This is a genomic window from Saprospiraceae bacterium (assembly GCA_016716185.1).
Taxonomy (GTDB): Bacteria; Bacteroidota; Bacteroidia; order Chitinophagales; family Saprospiraceae; genus Vicinibacter.
The window spans coordinates 1,251,752-1,270,380 of sequence record JADJWV010000002.1 but is presented as its reverse complement, the minus strand read 5'-3'; the positions used below and the strand labels follow the sequence as shown (position 1 = coordinate 1,270,380).

The following is an 18,629-nucleotide window of genomic DNA, read 5'->3' as shown; positions in this document are numbered from 1 at the left end:
AAAAATTAGATTTTATCCAAAATCATAAAATTCCTGCGGATAGATGACTGTTCCCGAAATGCCATTTAATCCAGCATCTGATAATTCCATCGCCATGAAAACCTCATCTTCCACATCAAAGGGTGCTTTAATTTTCCAGCGACTTGCCGGAACAAAGCCAAATCGCGGGTAAAAATGCTTGTGGCCCAAAACGATCGCTGATTTATAATGGAGCTCTCCGGCTCTGAGCAAACCGAATCTGACTAATGCACTCCCGATTCCCTTTTTTTGAAACGCCGGTAGCACAGCCATAGGTGCCAATGCAAGCGTTTCGTGGATTTGGTTCGTCGCATCCCTGATTTCAATCCGCGTAAACAAAATATGACCAACGATCGATTGGTCTACTTCTGCAACCAACGAAAGATCGGGAATAAATCCTGCAGAAATCCGCAGTGCATTGACCAGATCGGCTTCATTCTTTTGGCCAAAGGCAGAAAGATAAAGTTGATAAACCTGTTCAAAATCTTCTTTGCATTCTTTACGTACCTTACTTTTCATTTCCTTTCATTTATAAATCCGCGATTGGTTTTTTTAAAAATATTATTCAATGATCTTCACCATAAGCACAGCATCTTTATAATCCGGATGAAAATCATCAGGGAATTCATCCGCAACTTTAAAACCTGCTTTCTGATAAGCTTTGATGGCTCTATCATTTCGAAGAGAAGGAGCCATGAAAAATATCCGGCATAATAATGCGGCGCGTAAATATTCAACCAACAAGTTGATGGCTTCCAGTCCCAGTCCCATTCCGGTATACCTGCTGTCGCATAACCAGATGTCGAGTTCCGTCGAACCGTTTATCAAATCCACTTTGTTGTAATTGATTTGTCCGATCTCCTGATCCGCATATTGAATGATAAAACACCTTCCCTCAGAAGGACTTGCATCCTCAAAATAATAATCCTTGTAGTCCTGATCAAATTCTTCCCATCCCGGAACAGGGCAATCGGGGTAATTGGGCACACCCATCATCTCCTGAGTCAGATCGGACTGGGTTAGCCAATTGAAAATTTTATTTTTCTCATCCAATCTTGCAGGCCTCAGCTTCATCTTCTCCCCTATATTTTCACTCACGGGCCAGGTCTATTCTTAAAGAAAACATTCGAAAAACTCATTGCCCATCCTTGCCATAAATTTTTAAATATTTTTTCAACACGGAAACGATCGTGGTCGCTAATAAAGCTCCTGAAAATGCCAGGAAAATATCTTTCTGAGCATCCCAGATATCTCCCTGTGTCCCAAGATAAGCCATGCCTTGCGCGGGAAAAAATAAATCTGCAACTGCCCATTCGATGAGTTCGTACAATCCACTGATGGATAAGGTCATCTCGATGGGCAATAGCCAGGCCACCCATTTCGGATATTTTAAAGCCACAAGAAACATCTCGCGCACAGGATAAGCCAGTAAAAAACCGAAACTAAAATGGACAATCCGGTCGTAGTGATTCCTCTCCGCATCAAACAGATCCTGCAGCCAATAACCCAGTGGATTTTCTGCATAGGTATATTTGGAGCCATAAACATGAAGACACAGGTACAAAAAAATAAGCAAGTAACTCAGATCGCTGAATTTGTATTTTTTATAAGTGTAGATCAACAAACCAAAACAGATGAACGTCAGCGTATTTTCAAGCAGCCAGTTATGGATATCCGTTGTACCCAATAAGGTATTGGCCCAAAGGATGATAAACAAAGCCAAAAAAGTCCACAGCCAATAATTTTTCTGAAAAGTAGTCCTGTCTTCAGAAATTGCAAGGGTAAAACGCATAAGGCACAAATTTTAGTAAATCTATTCAGAATTTTCAATAGCTCGTTCATCCTTCAGGCTGATTATTTTTTTAATCAAAACGATCTGGCCCAAATGATAATGCGTGTGCTCGATAATACCGTGCAAATTCCGGTAATAGTTGCCATACTTCTCATCGACACAAACATGGTTCAGCTCAGAATCGGGCAATTGTTCAACTTTTTCAATCCACTCCTCTACGTTTTTCCAGGTGCCTGCCAGTAAATCTTCCCAATCCTGTGGACCTTGGATCCCGGGCAACTTAAAACTCTCTGCATCCTTGGATGTTAAAGGTCTTCCACTTAAGATATCGAGCTGCGCACGTATGTAATAGTCTACGTGATACACCAAAACTGCAATAGAATTGCATTGAAATATCTGCTTGTTGGCTTGTTCCCAATTCACATCTTGCAGCACATCTTTGTAATTGACACAGGTCCAGTTTCCACCAAAAAAAACGTCGCGAAAATGCTTTGCAATAGCTCTTGAATAATTCATATACTTTTATTAAATGAACAGGGTCCACGGCCACCACTCTGGCCTAAACCACTATGTATTTTAAAAATATTTTCACCAAAATAATTTCAACAACAAATCTGTCTGCTTCTCCTTGCCTAAATAAAAGTCATGTTCGCCGAAGAGATGGAATCCTTGACGCTTATAAAAATCAATAGCTCTGATATTCTTCTCCCAAACCCCTAACCATAAAAATTCTGCATGATTGGATTTTGCTTTTTGAATGGCTAAATCCACAAATACCTGACCTATCTTCCTGCCCTGGAATTCCTTTAAAACATAAATCCGTTCGATTTCAACGGAATTTCTCCCTTTAAATTCAGTTTGTGCATCTCCATAATTCAATTTTAAATATCCACAAATCAAATCCCCGAGCAGAGAAAAATAAAACTCAGATTGGGCGTTTTCCAACTCCTGAGCCAATACGTCAATACGCATGGCTTTATCGAGATAGAGGTCCATATTCTCTTTAGTATTCAAATCCCCAAAGCTATCCAGGAAAGTCTTTCTGCTGATTTCGCTGAGCTGCTCAAGTTCTGAAGAACTCACTCTTCTCACGGTCACCGGTTCTGTAAATTCATTTGCCCTGTTCATAATTCACAATTCTCGTCAGGTCCTCTCCCAGCATTTTATTTTAACATATGGATCAATCCTCTCTTTTGGAAACTCGTTCGCCTTCAAAATAATGGTACCGGCTGTCTCGTGCATCCGCATCGCCCATCGCATGCGGAAAGACCTCGAATGTTGCAGGATCTGCGCCAGTTACAATTTTATCCCGATAGAAAACATGCTTCGCATCCTTATTGTAAGCATCGTTGAGAATTTGAAAAGAAGAAGCATCCACGAGCTTGTGAATCTTGTTTTGAAGATATACATGATTCTTATCTTTGGCCAGTACGAAATTACCCAGAAAATTATCGTTTTCAGCAAACACTGAAAAACTAACTGCGTCAGCTTCTTTAATTTGCACTTTTTCAAAATAAACCGCCGAGCCGTCAGATACATAGCCATGACCCAATAACTTTAATCCCGAAGGTCTTAATCCGGGAATTGGCTGATCTTTATAAAACACTTTCTCCTGATCCACGGCATAGGGATAATCCAGGATTTTAAATGTGTGCTCATCGCAATCTATTTTTTGAAGCTGCTTTTTACCTTCTGCTTCATTTTGGATAAAGTAATAGTGATTTTTATCTTTTGCGTAATGTGATTGGGCCATCTCAAATGTAGGTCCGTCCAGCCCTTCCAACTTTTTATGGTAGGCGTACACAAAATCTTTGTCTGCATAAAAAATATCGTTTACAAGCCGAAAGCTAATCAGATCATGAATCTCCGCTTGCTCGCCGTTAAGAAATAACTTAAAGGGATCTTTGCCATAACCATAACCCAATACCTGAAATTGATCCGGATTTACCCCTTCCAGTTTTTTGATTCTGATATTCTTGCTGGTAAAATAATCGCTGCTTTTGCGATAGGTTTCATACCAGATCACAGCTACTGAATCTCTGGCATAATAGTCATCTAAAATGCGAAAAGTAGCTCCGTCCATGCCGGATATTTCAGTATCCTCAAAAAACACCTGATTCCCTTTAATGGTAAATTCTCCGGTATCCTTTGCTTTTGATTTGGAATGGCTTTTCGATTGGCAGCTCATGAAAATAAGGCCGAAAATAACGAGCAATCCTAAAACTGTAAATAGATTAAACATAGGTTTAGTTAAAAAATTTGCAATATTTGATACAAAGGGCAACGAGGGGGAATCAGCACATTCCGACATGAACTTATTTTACAATCATCCATAGAAAATTCATGCATTTACTCCAAGTCAACTGCAATATCCTACTATTCATAGAAATTGCATAATAAATCCTACTTTTGATTTATAAAGTTTGAAAATGAAAACTCTGCTCGCCAAATCCATAATGGCTATTTGTTTATTCAGTTTTTCCATACATGCCCAGGTCGTCAGGCTCGATTCTTCCAACCTGCCCATCTGCATTATTGATACTCGTGGCAAGACCATAGTCAATGAACCTAAAATTCTGGCGCATATGAAAATCATCGATAATGAGCGCGGCAAAATAAACAAGGTAACCGACAAAAATTTTAATTACAACAACTTCATTGCTATTGAGATCCGGGGAAACAGCTCTCAGTTTTATCCGCAAAAGCAATATGGACTGGAGTTGAGAGACAGCACGACCGGCGAAGATCTCGATGCATCTATTTTGGGTATGCCCGAAGAAGAAGATTGGGTGTTGTATGCTCCGTACAATGATATCAGCATGTTGAGGAATGTCCTCACTTACCATCTTTGGAATAACATGGGCCACTGGGGACCCCGCACGCGATTTTGTGAAGTGATCCTCAACAATGAATATGTTGGAATTTACATCATGATGGAATCCATCAAAAGAGGTGCTGACCGCGTGGACATCGCAAAGCTCACAGCTGAAGATACAGCAGGGCGGGACCTGACCGGGGGGTATATCATGAAGATCGACAAAAAGAACAATGCTTCGGATCTGAGCTTTGTTTCCAAAGTAAAATCAACGACAAACACGGACATCACCTGGTTGTACCATTACCCCGAATCGGATGACATCAAACTGAAACAACAAAATTACATTCGAAGTTATATCGATTCAATTGAATTGTCGATCAGTTCTGCCGGATTTGCCGACCCCAAAAACGGATATCGAAAATATTTGAGCGTCAATTCCTTCATCGATTATTTTTTGCTCACCGAATTGTCGCGCAACATCGATGCTTATAAAGCAAGCAGCTTTTTCTACAAAGAAAAGCTCGAAGAAGATGGAAGTAAAGGGCAATTGAAAGCGGGACCCGTATGGGATTACAATTTTGCGTTTGGCAATGCGAGTTTTTGTTCGGGTGCCCAAACGAACGGTTGGATGTACGACGGATGCATGCCAGCCACTCTTCCCACTCCGGTGATGTGGAGAAGGTTATTGCAGGATAGCAATTACACCAATGCCGTGAAATGCAGATACCTGGAGTTGAGAAAAACCATTCTCGATACCCATTATCTTTTTAGTTTATTAAACCATTATGCATTCGATACCCTGGATGCTGCGCAAAAAAGACATTTTGCGAAGTGGCGAATCCTGGGAACCAATCCCGGGGGCTTCAATGCCTATATCGCGAGTTCTTATCCGGATGAAATGAATCGACTCAAAACATGGATACGCAATCGGCTGAACTGGATGGATGCCAATTTAACAGGGCGTTGCATTCCTCCTCCTCCCGTTGCTAAATTAGAAATTCCACTTGATCCGGAATGTTTTAGCGGATTAAGACCCCCGCTATCCAAAACACAGCCCTTTCATGTTTCTCCGTTTAATTATGCGGGCACAGAATCCGTAAAAACCATTCCTCCTGATATTTTGCGCTGGGTCCTTGTCGAATTGCGCGATGGCAATGATTCTACCCAATTGATTGAAAGGCGGGCTGCCTTCCTGAGATCCGACAGTGTTGTGGTAGATACCCATTTTAATGTGGGTGTATTGTTTACAAAAGCCATTCCCCATCAATCCTATTTTTTCGTCGTGCGCTACGATGCCTTGTCATTTTTGATGAGTAAAGAAAAAATAAGCTTACCCAATGACAATGATTACAATCTAAACAGGAACCATAGAATTACAAGAGTTGCTGCCAATAGTCCTGTTATTCTGAATAACAACTGGCCTGATTCAGTGAGTTATCAACTATGTCTGCAAGATTCCCTCCTTCTGAATGACTCCTCACTTGTTAAATTGGGATATCCCCTCCATGCTCTTGAACTCAACAGCAGTTGGCCGCATACAGCACTTCATCAGGATCACCATTTATTGTTTACGTTCAATACACCCGGTAAGTATTCTATTCAATTGGATTTGAATTGCAAAGAACAAACGCTCGTTAGCAAGCAACTTACGGTTCAGGTAAATCCAGTACCAGTAGTCCATATTTCGGGACCCTTTGGAATTTGTCCGGGAGACAGCATTGAACTTCAGGCCTCACCTGCTAGTCAGTACTTGTGGAACACCGGAGATACCACCGCAACCATAAAGCTATCTGAACCTGGGAACTATTCAGTTCGCATCAGCAATGAATATGGTTGTAAGGCTACTGCTTCAAAAGATATAACGGGTCATCCTGATATTCAGGGAAAGATCGCAGCAGTGCCCGGTTCAACAGCCAATACCTGTAAGCTGTATTTTATTCCGGAAGATCTGGCTCAAATCTACACTTATTTGTGGAGCACCGGAAGCACAGCGGATACCATTGAAACCGCCGAACCCCTCGTAACCTTGGAAGTAAGCGATAGCAACAGCTGCACGAAATTATTTCAAGTGCTCTGCAATCCGGTTGGCAATGCAGATCATCATTCAAACCTTGTACAAATATTGCCAAACCCAAATTCAGGTACTTTCCAGATCACCAGTGACCATTCTATACAATCTCTTCTGCTTTACTCGGGAGCGGGCTCTTTGGTCTATTCCTTTTACAGAAATTCAAACCAAACAGATGTTCAAAGTATTCAAATTGAACATTTGGAGAAAGGAATTTATTTTGGAAAGTTGATTACGGATTCAGGTGGAACTGTGTTTAAGGTCATAGTCGATTAGGGATTTAATCTTGAGCTCAATTTATTACTTCCCGATGAAAGCCCTTTAAGAATGATTCATGATCAATGAAGATTTTGGGTAGATTTCAAACTCCGGGTTTATCAATAAACATTCCGTTCCTAAAGATTACTTGATGACAAGCTGACAACGATGAGCAAAACGAAAATAATTATCGCAGGAATAGGCGGAGTGGGTGGCTACTTCGGCGGACTCTTAGCTCATCATTATGATAACCATGATCATATTGAAATTAATTTTATTGCACGAGGGGCGCACCTTGAAGAAATACGAAAAAATGGACTCAAAGTAATCCAAGGTGGTCAGGAATTTATAGCCAAACCACACCTTGTAACAGATAATCCCGCTGAAATTGGAATAGCTGATTTTATAGTCATTGCCACGAAAAGCTACGACCTGGAAACAATTATTCAACAATTACAAATTTGTATAAATCAAGACACCATAATTTTACCCTTACTCAATGGTGTTGACAGTAGGGAACGCATTAAAAAAATTCTACCCGCCAACATGGTATTAGACGGTTGTGTTTATATCGTTTCCCGTTTGAAGCAAGTTGGAGTCGTTGAAAATATTGGAAACATCCAAACGCTTTATTTCGGACTTGACCATCTTGTAAATGACCGATTGCACTTGCTTGAAAATTTGTTAAAGAGGGCAAACATTGAAGCATCTCTTTCAACCACCATCTCGACTATTATCTGGGAAAAATATATTTTCATTTCTCCGACAGCAACAGCTACCTCCTATCTCGACAAATGCATAGGTGAACTTCTTTCCGAAACCGGGTATTTGTCATTGCTTACTCAATTGATTGAGGAGGTTATACAAATAGCTTTGGCCAATCAGATTGCAATTTCAGAGCATATAGCTGAGAAAACCATAAACAAATTAAAAGGATTGCCTTTTAGTGCAACATCTTCCATGCATTCCGACTTTAAAAACAACAATCCAAAAAATGAATTGCAATCATTAACGGCTTATGTTATAAACCAGGGTCGAAAATACAATTTGGAGACTCCGACCTATATAAAAGCTTATGATCTGCTCATGCAGAAAAGTGGCCTATAAGTAGTTTAATCCAGCCCGATGGCAAATTGGATTCATTCAAAAAGAGGTCATAGAGTCAAACCGTTTTTTTTCTAAACCGAAACGCGTCGCATAGACCACTCTACCTTGGCCATTCCTAAAATGAAAATAATTGCTTGTGGCCTGAGAAAGTACCAATTTCTCGTGAAAATCCAATCATTTCACCCCTGAAATATAGTTTTACATTTATGTTACATCCTTTTACATCCAAAAATCAGCATAAAATCGACCGACCAGTACTTTTGAGACATTCATTTTAAAACCCAATCATATGTTATCAAAAATTGTTTTTATTTGTTTGTTATTCTGGCAATCATCCATCCCTTGCGGGTTCATCCACGAACCCAAATGTTCTTCAGCATTCGACCTCGTGTACCAATCTACCGATGGAGGTTTGACCTGGCAGGATGTAAGTTCCGGGTTGCCGTCCCAATTAGAGGTCACAGATATTTTTTCGGATGACCGCGAAATCATCCTCAGCTCGGCCAGTGGCATTTATCGCAGTCAGACAGGATTAAAAAATCCTTCCTGGAAAAAAGACATGTTCCTGAACGATAAAATCTCTTCCGTATTCAAAGGTCGTTCAGGCAACTATGCCCGGAATTTCGACAATGGCTTTTACAAAGAATATATGAATACAGGAACCTGGCTGCCCGTATTTAAAAATTTGAAGGAAGTTTGGAAGTGGTCCTTTCTCGAAACGCCAAACGGAGCTCTATTCATCGGCTCCGATCATGGAATATTCAAGTCCGGCAACAATGGCCAAAGCTGGTTCAAGGTATTGGCGGATGAAAAAGTTTTAGATCTCATCCAGTATGAGGGCATGATACTGGCCAGCAGTTTTGAAGGAATATTCAAGTCAACCGATCATGGCGAAAGCTGGCAACGCGTCCTCAAAGAATCCAATGTAATTCGCAATATGGGGATCATCGGCGACCAGGTATTTGCCATTACCTACGAAGAAGGGCCACAGCAAAAAGCCCATTCCAATCCAAAAGAAATGGCGAACAAGCTCTTGATTTCTTCCGACCTTGGAAAAACCTGGAAGCGAATAGACGAACGCCTGATCGCCGGTCGGTTTGTTTATCAGGCTCAATGCAACAGCAATCCCACATGGTTTATTAATGATGTAGCCAAGGCAGGTGAATTTCTAGTGTGCAGCATAGATGCAGGAATTTTTCGTTCTGCAGACCAGGGTAAAACATGGACACGAGTGTTTACTCACAAAGAAAATCAGATTTTTAATTTTACAACAACAGGCAAAGTGATCTATGCCGTTAAAGCAAATAAAGGCTGCTAACATAAATAGCCGTATTTTTGAAGGATGTTTCTCTTTGACACGTGCCCTAAACGAATACGCATCTTTATTATAGCAGGACTCCTTTTGCCAGCTTTGGTTTTGAGAGCTGATTCGACGGATTTTACAACCGATTCATCCGAAAACATCAACCTGGCTTTGCGGCGCACAGCGGATGGACTCTTGCGGGCATCCGGCGACAGCACCAGCCGAATACCCATCGTCGAACAAGTGAAGGAAGGCGTTTGGCAAGTCAGATTGGAACGCGACTTCAGATACGAACAACTTCCGTTTTTATTGCAGGCTTCGCTTGATCTTTATGGCATCCAACAGGCTTACCGTGTAAAGATTCGGAATTGCGAAGATTCGCTTATTGTATTGGGTTATCATCAGTCTGATTTTTTAAATGAAAATCAGGTACCCTGCCAGGGTCGCGAGCTACCCGATGCGTGCAGATATATTGAAATCAGTTTCATTGGCGAACGCAAGTCTTCAAGTGCCGGTCCAATGAAACTGGCGTGGGTCCTCTTTGTATTAATGGGTTTGGTAAGTTTATGGTTTTACAAAAAACACAAACCCATTCGTGAAACGCAAGAGAAACCGACCGAACCGGATGGACTCACCTTCGGACATTCCAAACTGGATGTCGAAAACCAAATCCTGATTTGCGGCGATCAACGGCAAACGCTTACATTCAGAGAAACAAAATTGTTAAAGTTGCTGGCCACAAACCCAAATCAACTACTGGAAAGAGATCTCATTCTGCAGGAAGTGTGGGCAGACGAAGGTATTTTAGTGGGAAGGAGCCTGGATGTTTTTGTGTCGAGGTTGCGCAAAAAATTGTCGATAGACTCAAGTCTCAGCATTACTTCCATTCATGGTATAGGTTACCGATTGGAGTGCAAGACAGTTTGAGTGCGTTGAAATTAATGAAATCAACTTTCGGGCATCCATTAGTCCCTGCTCCTTCAAATGTTAAAGTTTACAATAAAAACTCAAGTAATACTTCGATTTGAGTAAAAAGAAAGTTATCTTTGGTAGCCAGCGCATTTGCCCTATGCAAATCTGTCTGCATTGGAAAATGCATTTTGTATCACATCTCAATTATTTTTAAACATGAGAAAGATTATAACACTGTTCGTTTTTGTACTCATAGAAACGACATGTATTCAAATCATTTATGCACAAAGTTGGGAAAAATTTTCCGGGCCGGTTGGTGCCTCCATTGAAACTTCAGTAATAACTCGGGATAAAGGCGAAATCTATTGCTTTACTGCGACAGGCAAAATGTTTTTTTCAACGGACAGAGGCAAGTCATGGAGTCGCATAGAAATGGGCCTTCCAGCTGGTTTTGCTGGTACTTATACAATACTCAAAGAATCTCCAATCGGTGAGGTGTTTTTATGCCATACAAAAGAACTTTACAGATGGGAGCCCGTCGCTAAGATGTGGACCAAGATTACCAGCTCCCTGGATGAAATTGAAGATTTTAATTTTTCTCCGGATGGCCGCAGCATTTATTACGGAAGCAAAAACTATTTTTATGTTTTCAACATGGCAACCGGCACTTCAAACCGTCAGAGCTGGTGGACCCACAGCGTTGAGTTTCTCTGTCTGGGCAATAACCAAAATTTTGTTCGAAGAACATTAGGTGCTTCTGGTGAAATCTATAAATTCAATGACGATGGTTCTAATCTTCAAAAAATATCCAATTCCCGATGTTGTAGAAATCTTTTTTACCACCAAACCTCCAATACTTTATTTGACTATGATGGTGAATTGTTTGTTTCAAATGATTTTGGTAATACCTGGACTAAAAGAACTTTAGCCTCTGGAATTTATATTGATAAAATAATTGCTTTAAAAGACAATACTTTACTTGGATTTGGATCTTCTGTTGTATATCGCTCTAATGATGGGGGTATAACTTGGACTAATGATCTTAATTATAAAATCGTTGGTTATATAAATATAGATTATCGAACAAGGTTATCTAAGTCATATGATGATGCTATATTATTTGACAACGATGGACTTTCAACTTATCTGAATGCCATGTCTGAAATTTATTCAATTGAGTTGCCGCTGGTAGAGCCACAAATTTCTTCTGTCCAACAGGTAGGTCAAAGAAATATCTTGAGTAACAATGTTTACAATTATCAGTTTTCCTCAGACGGAGGACAACAATGGCAAAAAATAAACCTAAACCGAAACTATGAATTGTATTTATGGGAAGACGGCACAATGATGTATGCAACTCCAGACAGCCTGTATTTTAGTCATGACTTATTCGAAACAACGTACTCAAAACCCTATCCGGGCGGATCAAGTATTAAACTCTTTAAAAATGTTCAGGGACACCTCATTCAAATTGCCTACGATAAGTCTTACATTTCCTACGACAAAGGTGACAACTGGATGATCGTAGGAGATCTCGTGGAATTTCCCAGAGGCTTCGATCTGTTTTTGTCCAGACAAAATATTTTATGCACGTCTCAATATCCTGATACGATGTACTATTCCTTAGATTATGGACTATCATGGAATAAGTTTTTGGCTAAAGGAATTGATGATATCTATGGCATTACACTTACCCAAAACAATGTATTTTGGTGGTATGCCCGCGATGAAAATTTTGATTACCACCAGATGTACTCAACAGATTTCGGAGCCACAACGCAAAAATTTCTACCGGCTGATAATGAAAATGTCCTATATATTGACGAATTTGAAAATATCTATACGCAATCCGGTGGAAACACTTCAAGTGTAAAAGTTACAAATATTCTTACCAATGAAATTCGCTACATCAATCTGAGTGGAATTCAATGGACCAACAGCAGTAGAATTAAGTTACATCGAGGCGACAACGACACCTTGTATGGATGGGTTAATCATTCTCCCTTGTATAAATATACAGGAAAATTTGATGAAGCCAACAGCCTCATTTCAGGGAACATCCTGACAGATGATATTCAAAATTGCATCAGGGATAGCTTTGAAAACAAATCCGGCAATTTTCAACTTGCCCTCAAAGGAAATAACCGGTCTATCCTTATTCCCGTGAATCCATTAGGAGAATTCAAATCATATGTCACGGCTGGCACGTACGACATGCAACTCCAAAGTCCCTCTCTAATTTGGTCGCCCTGCAATTTTCCCCAGCAAATAAATATACAGCCTAATCAAACGAATGACTATCGCGACTTGATGGTACAACCCTTAGAACAATGCGCCGATCTGTTTTCAAGTTTGGTGATGGGGCGTTTGCGCAGATGTTTTGACAACAATTGGGCTACCCTAAAGATTCGCAATGAAGGTTCGATAGCTGCTCAAAATGCGAGCGTTACGGTTCTACTCGATCAATATTTTGAAAACATTCAAGCTACCCATAATCCAACATCTGTTACGGGAAATGAATGGGTTTTTAATCTTCCGGAAATTAAACCTGGCAAATCATTCACCATACATTTTCAATTTAAAATATCCTGCAATGCCAGCCTTGGCGAAGAACACTGCATCCGGTACTGGCTCGACAATCCGCAAGAATGCAATCTGTTTCTTCCCATCCGGGACAGCATCCGGGTTTGCGATGAAAATATAGGTTCGTTTGATCCGAACGACAAAACCGCATTTGTCGCCGGTTCCTCATCAGATTATTTCTTTTCCACGGACACCTCCTTGCAATATCTCATTCGTTTTCAGAACACCGGTACAGATACCGCATTCAACATCCGCATTGAAGACAAACTCGATTTTTCTTTAGACTGGTCTTCATTTCTTCCCATGGATGCCAGCCATGCCTATACCTACAAATTGGATGCAAGCGGTAAACTGGAGTTCTTTTTCAACGACATCCATCTTCCGGACAGCAATCTCAGCGAACAAAATTCACATGGATATATCCTTTACAGCATCAAACCAAAACCCGGCTTACACGCCGGATCGTTAATTCAAAATACAGCCGGTATCTATTTTGATTACAACGATCCCGTTTTAACGAATGTAGCCTTGCTTCGTCTAAAACAACTAACGGGCAACAAAGAATCAAATGCAATTGCTCACCGGGTATTCGTTTCGGTACCCAATCCCGCAAGTAATTATACAGATATTTTTATTCCGGATGACTGGCAGTATAAGAAGCTCACAGGTTCACTGTTCTCTCCTGAAGGCCGGTTTATACAATTGTATTCATGGAAAGAAAAATTATTGAGAATTGAACGCCAGCATTTTTCACCAGGTTTGTATTATTTACTTTTAAGAGACGAAAGAGGAAATACCGCTTACGCGAAAATAATGTTTGAGTAAACGGGGAGTAGTTGTTAGATGTTGGTTGTTAGTTGGTAGTTGTTGGTTGTTAGATGAAAGTTGTTGGTTGTTGGTTGTTGGTTGTTGGTTGTTGGTTGGTAGTTGTTGGTTGTTAGATGAAAGTTGTTGGTTGTTGGTTGTTGGTTGGTAGTTGTTGGTTTTTAACTTACATTTGTTAGTAATGGATAGTTTTAAGCCTTTTGCTTTAAGCTTTAAGCTTTGAGCTTTGAGCTTTGAGCTTTAAGCTTTAAGCTTTGCTCTCCAATCTCTATTCCCTCTTCAATACCCCACCGCTCCCCCATCCGGACTCGAAGAATCCGATGCACCGGTGTACAACTGAAATACCGGATCGTATAAAATTCCCATCAACGAACCCAGATTGTCCACTGCACGCAAACGATGACCTTTACTTTCGAGAATGGCTTTGGTGTCGGGCGACATCAAATGTTTTTCGTAGACCAGGATATCGGGCAGCCACTGATGATGAATTTTTAATGACTCGATCGCTTGACCCATGCTCATTTTATAATCAATGACGCCTATGATGGATTGAAAAACCGTATTGATGATCGTTCTTCCTCCGGGCGATCCGATGATCAGATAGGGCTTACCATCTTTTGCAACGATCGTTGGAGTCATGCTCGACAGCATCCTTTTTTCAGGAGCAATGAGATTGGCCCTTGTTCCAATCTGCCCTGTGGTTTTTGTGACACCGGGTTCCGGATTGAAATCACCCATTTCGTTATTGAAAATGAACCCCAATTTTTCTGATCCCATTCCGGATCCGTAGGAATATTCCAAGGTATAAGTCAGTGAAACTGCGTTGCCATCTTTATCCACGACTGAAAAATGCGTGGTGTTATCTCCACCATCGAATTGATCAAATTTCGCAGAATCGCTGACCGAGGCTTTATCCAAATCTATATTTTGAATGCGGGACTTCGCATGGGATTTGGAAATCAATTTTTCAACCGGCATATCCGGATTAAAATCGGGATCCCCCAAATACGCTGCCCGGTCCGCATACGAGCGACGCATGATCTCGGCTAACAAATGTATGTATGATGCCGAATTGAAAGCGATGGTATCGATGCGTAGAATCTCCGCCATATGGAGCATCCCGACAAGTCCTACACCACCCGAACTGGGAGGCGGCATGGAATAAACATCATATCCGCGATAGCTGCCATGAATGGCGGGTCGCTCAATCGCTGAATATTTCTGAAGATCTTTGACTGTGATGAGTCCGCCATTCCACTCCATAAACTTCGCGATTTCTTCTGCAACGGGTCCGCTGTAAAATCCATCATGACCTTTATCGCGAATATGTTCCAGCGTTTTCGCCAAGGCAGGCTGTTTCCAAATATCACCCGGTTTGGTAATTTCGTCTTTTCCATTTTTGAAATAGTTTCTCATAAGCGGAACTGCTGACCGCTGCTTTACAATTTTCACAGCCGCTTTGTACAATCCCCAGCTCATCACAAAACCATTCTTTGCCAGATTCACTGCAGGTTGTACCAGTTCCTTCCAGGGTAATTTCCCATATTTGGAATGGGCCAGATAAAGCCCTGCTACCGTACCAGGCACTCCTATCGCTCTTACGCTTTTGTGCAGTTCATCCTCCATCACTTTTCCATCGCGATCGATAAACATCCTCGAATGCGCGGCCAGTGGCGCCTTTTCGCGAAAGTCGATGGTCGAGACATCGCCTTTATCATTCATAAAAACCAAAAAGCCGCCACCACCAATATTTCCGGCTTCCGGATGCGTTACAGCCAAAGCAAAAGCGGTAGCCACGCTGGCATCGATGGCATTGCCTCCCTTTTTCAATATGTCGACGCCAATTTGCGAGGCCAGGATGTTTGATGAAACCACCATGCACTGCTTACCATCAACCTGAGCGCACAGTGAAGTACAAAGACATGAACATACAAGCAGGACTCTTTTCACCCGGGCAATCACTCTGGTCGTATTTATTCTGAATTTCATATTGAATTTGGACATCAAAGAAACATTTTTTTTTTCGAAATTCAGGCATGGAGGCGTGGAGGCGTGGAGGCGTGTAGGCATGTAGGCGTGGAGGCATGGAGGCGTGGAGGCATTTAGGCATGTAGGCATGTAGGCTTTTAGGCTTTTAGGCCCGATAAAATAAAAAGAATTATTTCTTTACTAAAATATTATGCAATTTTATCGGGATGGAGGCTTTCCGCTTTCCGCCTTAGGCCTTTTCCCAATTCCCATCTCCAAATCAATCCGTCATCGGGATCGTGGATTTCACCTAATTTATTGAATCCGATTTTCTTAAGGATTCTGGTAGAAGCATTTTCTTCTGACAGGGTATGCGCAACGATTGTGTTCACCTTTGGATTGGTAAATGCATTGGCTACAAGTCCTTCCGCAAATTCAGTTGCAAATCCGCGGTTCTGATATTCAGGAAAAATCTCATAACCAATTTCTACACATCCATTGGAGTCGGGCATACCTTTATATCCACCCGAACCGATTATTTTTCCGGCTTCGCGATGCCAAACAAAATACGTGAGCCAGTGTACATGATCCGGATTTTCACGCAATTTATCCAATGCCCATTGAAATGGAGACGGTCCGAATGCAAAATTGCAATTCTTAAATTGAAGGTTTGTATCTTCATTCAATCTGATAGTACTTCCCTGTATAGCAGCTTCCAGAATTTTCTGATCGCCTGATACCAGAATGAGATTTTCGGTTTCAATGACAGCAGACAAGCCGGCTATTTTTTTTGTATTTCAATAGTTCCTGCACTATCTAATTTACTGAATGGGCTCAGTTTTCTTTTGCTGGCTCGAATCCCCTTCTTCCGTTGGCATGGGCAATGAAGTATGATCGTGAAGGATCACCATCTTGCCATTTTTCAAGGCTTTAATTTCCGTGTACCTTCCATCAAAACTGATGGGATTTCCATCGGGGCCGGTCATGGTGTACCGGAAAATCCCATGACCCAAAACCACATCAGAGAAGGGAACATTGTTGGTACTTACATATTCCAGCTTCGCGCCGGGATTTCCTTCAAAATACTTGCGATAAGAATGTTTTACTGCATCAAATCCCCTGAGTTGCATGGCTGCCGGAGGATAAGCACTGGTGCCGGGATCATTCCAATACAAAGCCATGATGGCATCCAGATCCCCCTTATTGAAGGCCACCAGAAACAAACTGTCCAGCTCATGAGCAGCCGCTATCAATTCCATGGGTGAAAGCCTGGCTTCTTTCTCTTCCGTTGAATTCACCTCGGTCTTGCAGGATATGGCTATTAAAAAACAGGCAATACAAATAAAGGAAATTTTAGAAGTTTTACGCATAATGACTTGAAGATTTCTCATGCTGATATTCTTTTTGCGATACAAATATAATCCCCTTACCGGTTAAAATGATCATAAAATAAGAACGACAAGGTCTTACTTCATGAACTTAGTTTTCCTAAATATTTATTCAAAAAAGAAAACTCGTAGATATCAATTCTTGACGCCTCCTGTATTACATGTTTTCAAAATAATCGATCATTATCGACCGAAGCTTGTTTACTTCAGAACTTAGAAGTTTATTTTTATTCATATACAATCGTTTATTTATTTCAATCATAATTCCCTTGACGTTGGCTTTTCTTAAATAGTATTCCATCGGAATGATGCATCCACAATAGGGATTATTAAGCTCGATCGAATATCCCAGATTTTTAAAATAATTAACGGTATATTCTATTAAATAATTGGGTGAATGATAAGTATCCGTTCCAATACAAATATCGGGCGATAAGGGATGTTCCAATATCGATCCAACAGGTGGGTCATTGAATGAATGACAATCGAAAATTATACAAGAACCAAAGATACTTAACCGTTTATCTACTTCCCGTTTTAATTTTAAATGATGTTCCAAATAATAATCCCGATAAATTTTGAGTTTGTCAGATTCAACTAATTCCCGCAATACCTTGCCATCAAATCCATGGGTATAATAATACCCCCTTCCGATTTTAAACATCGGTTCATCATCATCCTGCAGTCGTTCAACATCACAATAAAGTCTGCTAAAAGGGCTTATTAATTTTTCAATTCCGTCCACATTAAAAATCATATCGGTCGCCCAATCGGTCAGAATTTCAATGTTCTTTTCCAATTCAACTACGTTGAATCCATTTAGGTTTGGAATATAAGTAGATGAATGCGGTATGTGCAATAAACACGATGCCAGTAATTCGGATTTAACCAGTTGCATTCCCATGATCGGTTGTCTAAGAACATCCATTTTCCCATATTACAAATAGTTGATATAAAAAAATGTAATCATACTTATACATGGCAACTTGCATTTTACTTATTACGCATCGTTTTCTTCCAAACATACTTCAATACTGTCCAAATCATCCCAATCCTGGCTATTCATAAAAACATACATAGCATAGCTGAATGCTGCTCTCAAATCATCTTGATCTATATCCTCATCTAAAATATTGAATGCCCCGGATACATACTCCCCAACATTCAGAATCGCAACATCATCATCAGGAGATTCTATATAATCCGGAAAATAATCAGTCAAGTGATCACCCATGATGCAAAATCCAGATTGTTTTTCATCGTTGCTCCAAAGTTCCGGAGATATTTCCAGGACTGCCCAGGCGAAATCATAACATACTGTCCGGCGCCCCATGCTAATCCCTCTGTATTTCAGATACTCCTGAAGTAAGAGCTTGATGACGTGTGAAGCTGATAATTGCCCACCTTTATTGGTCCATTCCACAAAATGCGCAAGGCGGTGTTCAAATTTTTTCAGTTCGAACACCATTTTAAATGCTGGAATCGAAAGAATATCCTTAGCTGTGACATTCATAGATGCGAAATATTTACGGGTTCAAGAAGTGAATTGACGGATCTGAAATGCATGACGCATATATCATAACAAAATG

17 protein-coding genes are annotated in these 18,629 nt (G+C 40.7%); 6 read left to right on the top strand and 11 right to left on the bottom strand.

Annotated elements, in window-relative coordinates:
* Nucleotides 1-12: 12 nt before the first annotated feature.
* From IPM34_06715 to IPM34_06690, 6 genes are all read right to left on the bottom strand, one after another.
* On the bottom strand, nucleotides 13-537 hold the full coding sequence (locus IPM34_06715) for an N-acetyltransferase (protein ID MBK8955231.1): 525 nt from the start codon (nucleotides 535-537) through the stop codon (nucleotides 13-15).
* Between the two features lie 42 nt (nucleotides 538-579).
* Entirely contained in the window at nucleotides 580-1,092 is a 513-nt protein-coding gene (locus tag IPM34_06710) for a GNAT family N-acetyltransferase (GenBank protein ID MBK8955230.1), read from the bottom strand.
* A 61-nt stretch (nucleotides 1,093-1,153) separates the two neighbouring features.
* Complete coding sequence (locus IPM34_06705; GenBank protein ID MBK8955229.1) at nucleotides 1,154-1,810, bottom strand: DUF2238 domain-containing protein; 657 nt, start codon at nucleotides 1,808-1,810, stop codon at nucleotides 1,154-1,156.
* Nucleotides 1,811-1,831: 21 nt separating this feature from the next.
* Entirely contained in the window at nucleotides 1,832-2,326 is a 495-nt protein-coding gene (locus IPM34_06700; GenBank protein MBK8955228.1) for a DinB family protein, read from the bottom strand.
* A 72-nt stretch (nucleotides 2,327-2,398) separates the two neighbouring features.
* Nucleotides 2,399-2,938: a GNAT family N-acetyltransferase gene (locus IPM34_06695; GenBank protein ID MBK8955227.1), complete on the bottom strand. Its 540-nt coding sequence runs from the start codon at nucleotides 2,936-2,938 to the stop codon at nucleotides 2,399-2,401.
* A gap of 52 nt (nucleotides 2,939-2,990) precedes the next feature.
* Nucleotides 2,991-4,052 carry a DKNYY domain-containing protein gene (locus tag IPM34_06690; GenBank protein ID MBK8955226.1) on the bottom strand — a complete coding sequence of 354 codons (1,062 nt, stop codon included), beginning with the start codon at nucleotides 4,050-4,052 and terminating at the stop codon, nucleotides 2,991-2,993.
* Between the two features lie 187 nt (nucleotides 4,053-4,239).
* Between IPM34_06690 and IPM34_06685 the strand changes: the two genes are divergently transcribed.
* The 6 genes from IPM34_06685 to IPM34_06660 all read left to right on the top strand — a co-directional run bounded on the left by IPM34_06685 (nucleotide 4,240) and on the right by IPM34_06660 (nucleotide 13,835).
* Nucleotides 4,240-6,972 carry a CotH kinase family protein gene (locus IPM34_06685; protein ID MBK8955225.1) on the top strand — a complete coding sequence of 911 codons (2,733 nt, stop codon included), beginning with the start codon at nucleotides 4,240-4,242 and terminating at the stop codon, nucleotides 6,970-6,972.
* A 150-nt stretch (nucleotides 6,973-7,122) separates the two neighbouring features.
* Nucleotides 7,123-8,061, top strand: a complete 939-nt coding sequence (locus IPM34_06680; GenBank protein MBK8955224.1) for a 2-dehydropantoate 2-reductase — start codon at nucleotides 7,123-7,125, stop codon at nucleotides 8,059-8,061.
* A 289-nt stretch (nucleotides 8,062-8,350) separates the two neighbouring features.
* Nucleotides 8,351-9,379 carry a hypothetical protein gene (locus IPM34_06675; GenBank protein MBK8955223.1) on the top strand — a complete coding sequence of 343 codons (1,029 nt, stop codon included), beginning with the start codon at nucleotides 8,351-8,353 and terminating at the stop codon, nucleotides 9,377-9,379.
* Between the two features lie 24 nt (nucleotides 9,380-9,403).
* Nucleotides 9,404-10,291, top strand: coding sequence for a response regulator transcription factor (locus IPM34_06670; protein MBK8955222.1), 888 nt, complete (start codon nucleotides 9,404-9,406; stop codon nucleotides 10,289-10,291).
* A gap of 201 nt (nucleotides 10,292-10,492) precedes the next feature.
* Nucleotides 10,493-13,684 (top strand): hypothetical protein, encoded by a 3,192-nt coding sequence (locus tag IPM34_06665; protein MBK8955221.1) that lies wholly within the window; start codon nucleotides 10,493-10,495, stop codon nucleotides 13,682-13,684.
* Nucleotides 13,677-13,835, top strand: coding sequence for a hypothetical protein (locus tag IPM34_06660; GenBank protein ID MBK8955220.1), 159 nt, complete (start codon nucleotides 13,677-13,679; stop codon nucleotides 13,833-13,835). Before IPM34_06665 ends, IPM34_06660 begins: the two co-directional genes overlap by 8 nt.
* A gap of 128 nt (nucleotides 13,836-13,963) precedes the next feature.
* Here IPM34_06660 and ggt read toward each other — a convergent pair whose 3' ends face one another.
* The 5 genes from ggt to IPM34_06635 all read right to left on the bottom strand — a co-directional run bounded on the left by ggt (nucleotide 13,964) and on the right by IPM34_06635 (nucleotide 18,553).
* On the bottom strand, nucleotides 13,964-15,562 hold the full coding sequence (ggt, locus tag IPM34_06655; protein ID MBK8955219.1) for a gamma-glutamyltransferase: 1,599 nt from the start codon (nucleotides 15,560-15,562) through the stop codon (nucleotides 13,964-13,966).
* A gap of 299 nt (nucleotides 15,563-15,861) precedes the next feature.
* Nucleotides 15,862-16,266, bottom strand: coding sequence for a GNAT family N-acetyltransferase (locus IPM34_06650; protein ID MBK8955218.1), 405 nt, complete (start codon nucleotides 16,264-16,266; stop codon nucleotides 15,862-15,864).
* Between the two features lie 207 nt (nucleotides 16,267-16,473).
* Entirely contained in the window at nucleotides 16,474-17,043 is a 570-nt protein-coding gene (locus IPM34_06645; GenBank protein MBK8955217.1) for a nuclear transport factor 2 family protein, read from the bottom strand.
* 154 nt (nucleotides 17,044-17,197) lie between these two features.
* Nucleotides 17,198-17,968: an N-formylglutamate amidohydrolase gene (locus IPM34_06640; protein ID MBK8955216.1), complete on the bottom strand. Its 771-nt coding sequence runs from the start codon at nucleotides 17,966-17,968 to the stop codon at nucleotides 17,198-17,200.
* 72 nt (nucleotides 17,969-18,040) lie between these two features.
* Nucleotides 18,041-18,553, bottom strand: a complete 513-nt coding sequence (locus IPM34_06635; GenBank protein ID MBK8955215.1) for a hypothetical protein — start codon at nucleotides 18,551-18,553, stop codon at nucleotides 18,041-18,043.
* Nucleotides 18,554-18,629: the final 76 nt, after the last annotated feature.

Coding starts and splice junctions, on each gene's coding strand:
- IPM34_06715 (MBK8955231.1), bottom strand. CDS start 537: ATGAAAAGTAAGGTACGTAAAGAATGCAAAGAAGATTTTGAACAGGTT.
- IPM34_06710 (MBK8955230.1), bottom strand. CDS start 1,092: ATGAAGCTGAGGCCTGCAAGATTGGATGAGAAAAATAAAATTTTCAAT.
- IPM34_06705 (MBK8955229.1), bottom strand. CDS start 1,810: ATGCGTTTTACCCTTGCAATTTCTGAAGACAGGACTACTTTTCAGAAA.
- IPM34_06700 (MBK8955228.1), bottom strand. CDS start 2,326: ATGAATTATTCAAGAGCTATTGCAAAGCATTTTCGCGACGTTTTTTTT.
- IPM34_06695 (MBK8955227.1), bottom strand. CDS start 2,938: ATGAACAGGGCAAATGAATTTACAGAACCGGTGACCGTGAGAAGAGTG.
- IPM34_06690 (MBK8955226.1), bottom strand. CDS start 4,052: ATGTTTAATCTATTTACAGTTTTAGGATTGCTCGTTATTTTCGGCCTT.
- IPM34_06685 (MBK8955225.1), top strand. CDS start 4,240: ATGAAAACTCTGCTCGCCAAATCCATAATGGCTATTTGTTTATTCAGT.
- IPM34_06680 (MBK8955224.1), top strand. CDS start 7,123: ATGAGCAAAACGAAAATAATTATCGCAGGAATAGGCGGAGTGGGTGGC.
- IPM34_06675 (MBK8955223.1), top strand. CDS start 8,351: ATGTTATCAAAAATTGTTTTTATTTGTTTGTTATTCTGGCAATCATCC.
- IPM34_06670 (MBK8955222.1), top strand. CDS start 9,404: ATGTTTCTCTTTGACACGTGCCCTAAACGAATACGCATCTTTATTATA.
- IPM34_06665 (MBK8955221.1), top strand. CDS start 10,493: ATGAGAAAGATTATAACACTGTTCGTTTTTGTACTCATAGAAACGACA.
- ggt (MBK8955219.1), bottom strand. CDS start 15,562: ATGGTGGTTTCATCAAACATCCTGGCCTCGCAAATTGGCGTCGACATA.
- IPM34_06645 (MBK8955217.1), bottom strand. CDS start 17,043: ATGAGAAATCTTCAAGTCATTATGCGTAAAACTTCTAAAATTTCCTTT.
- IPM34_06640 (MBK8955216.1), bottom strand. CDS start 17,968: ATGGATGTTCTTAGACAACCGATCATGGGAATGCAACTGGTTAAATCC.
- IPM34_06635 (MBK8955215.1), bottom strand. CDS start 18,553: ATGAATGTCACAGCTAAGGATATTCTTTCGATTCCAGCATTTAAAATG.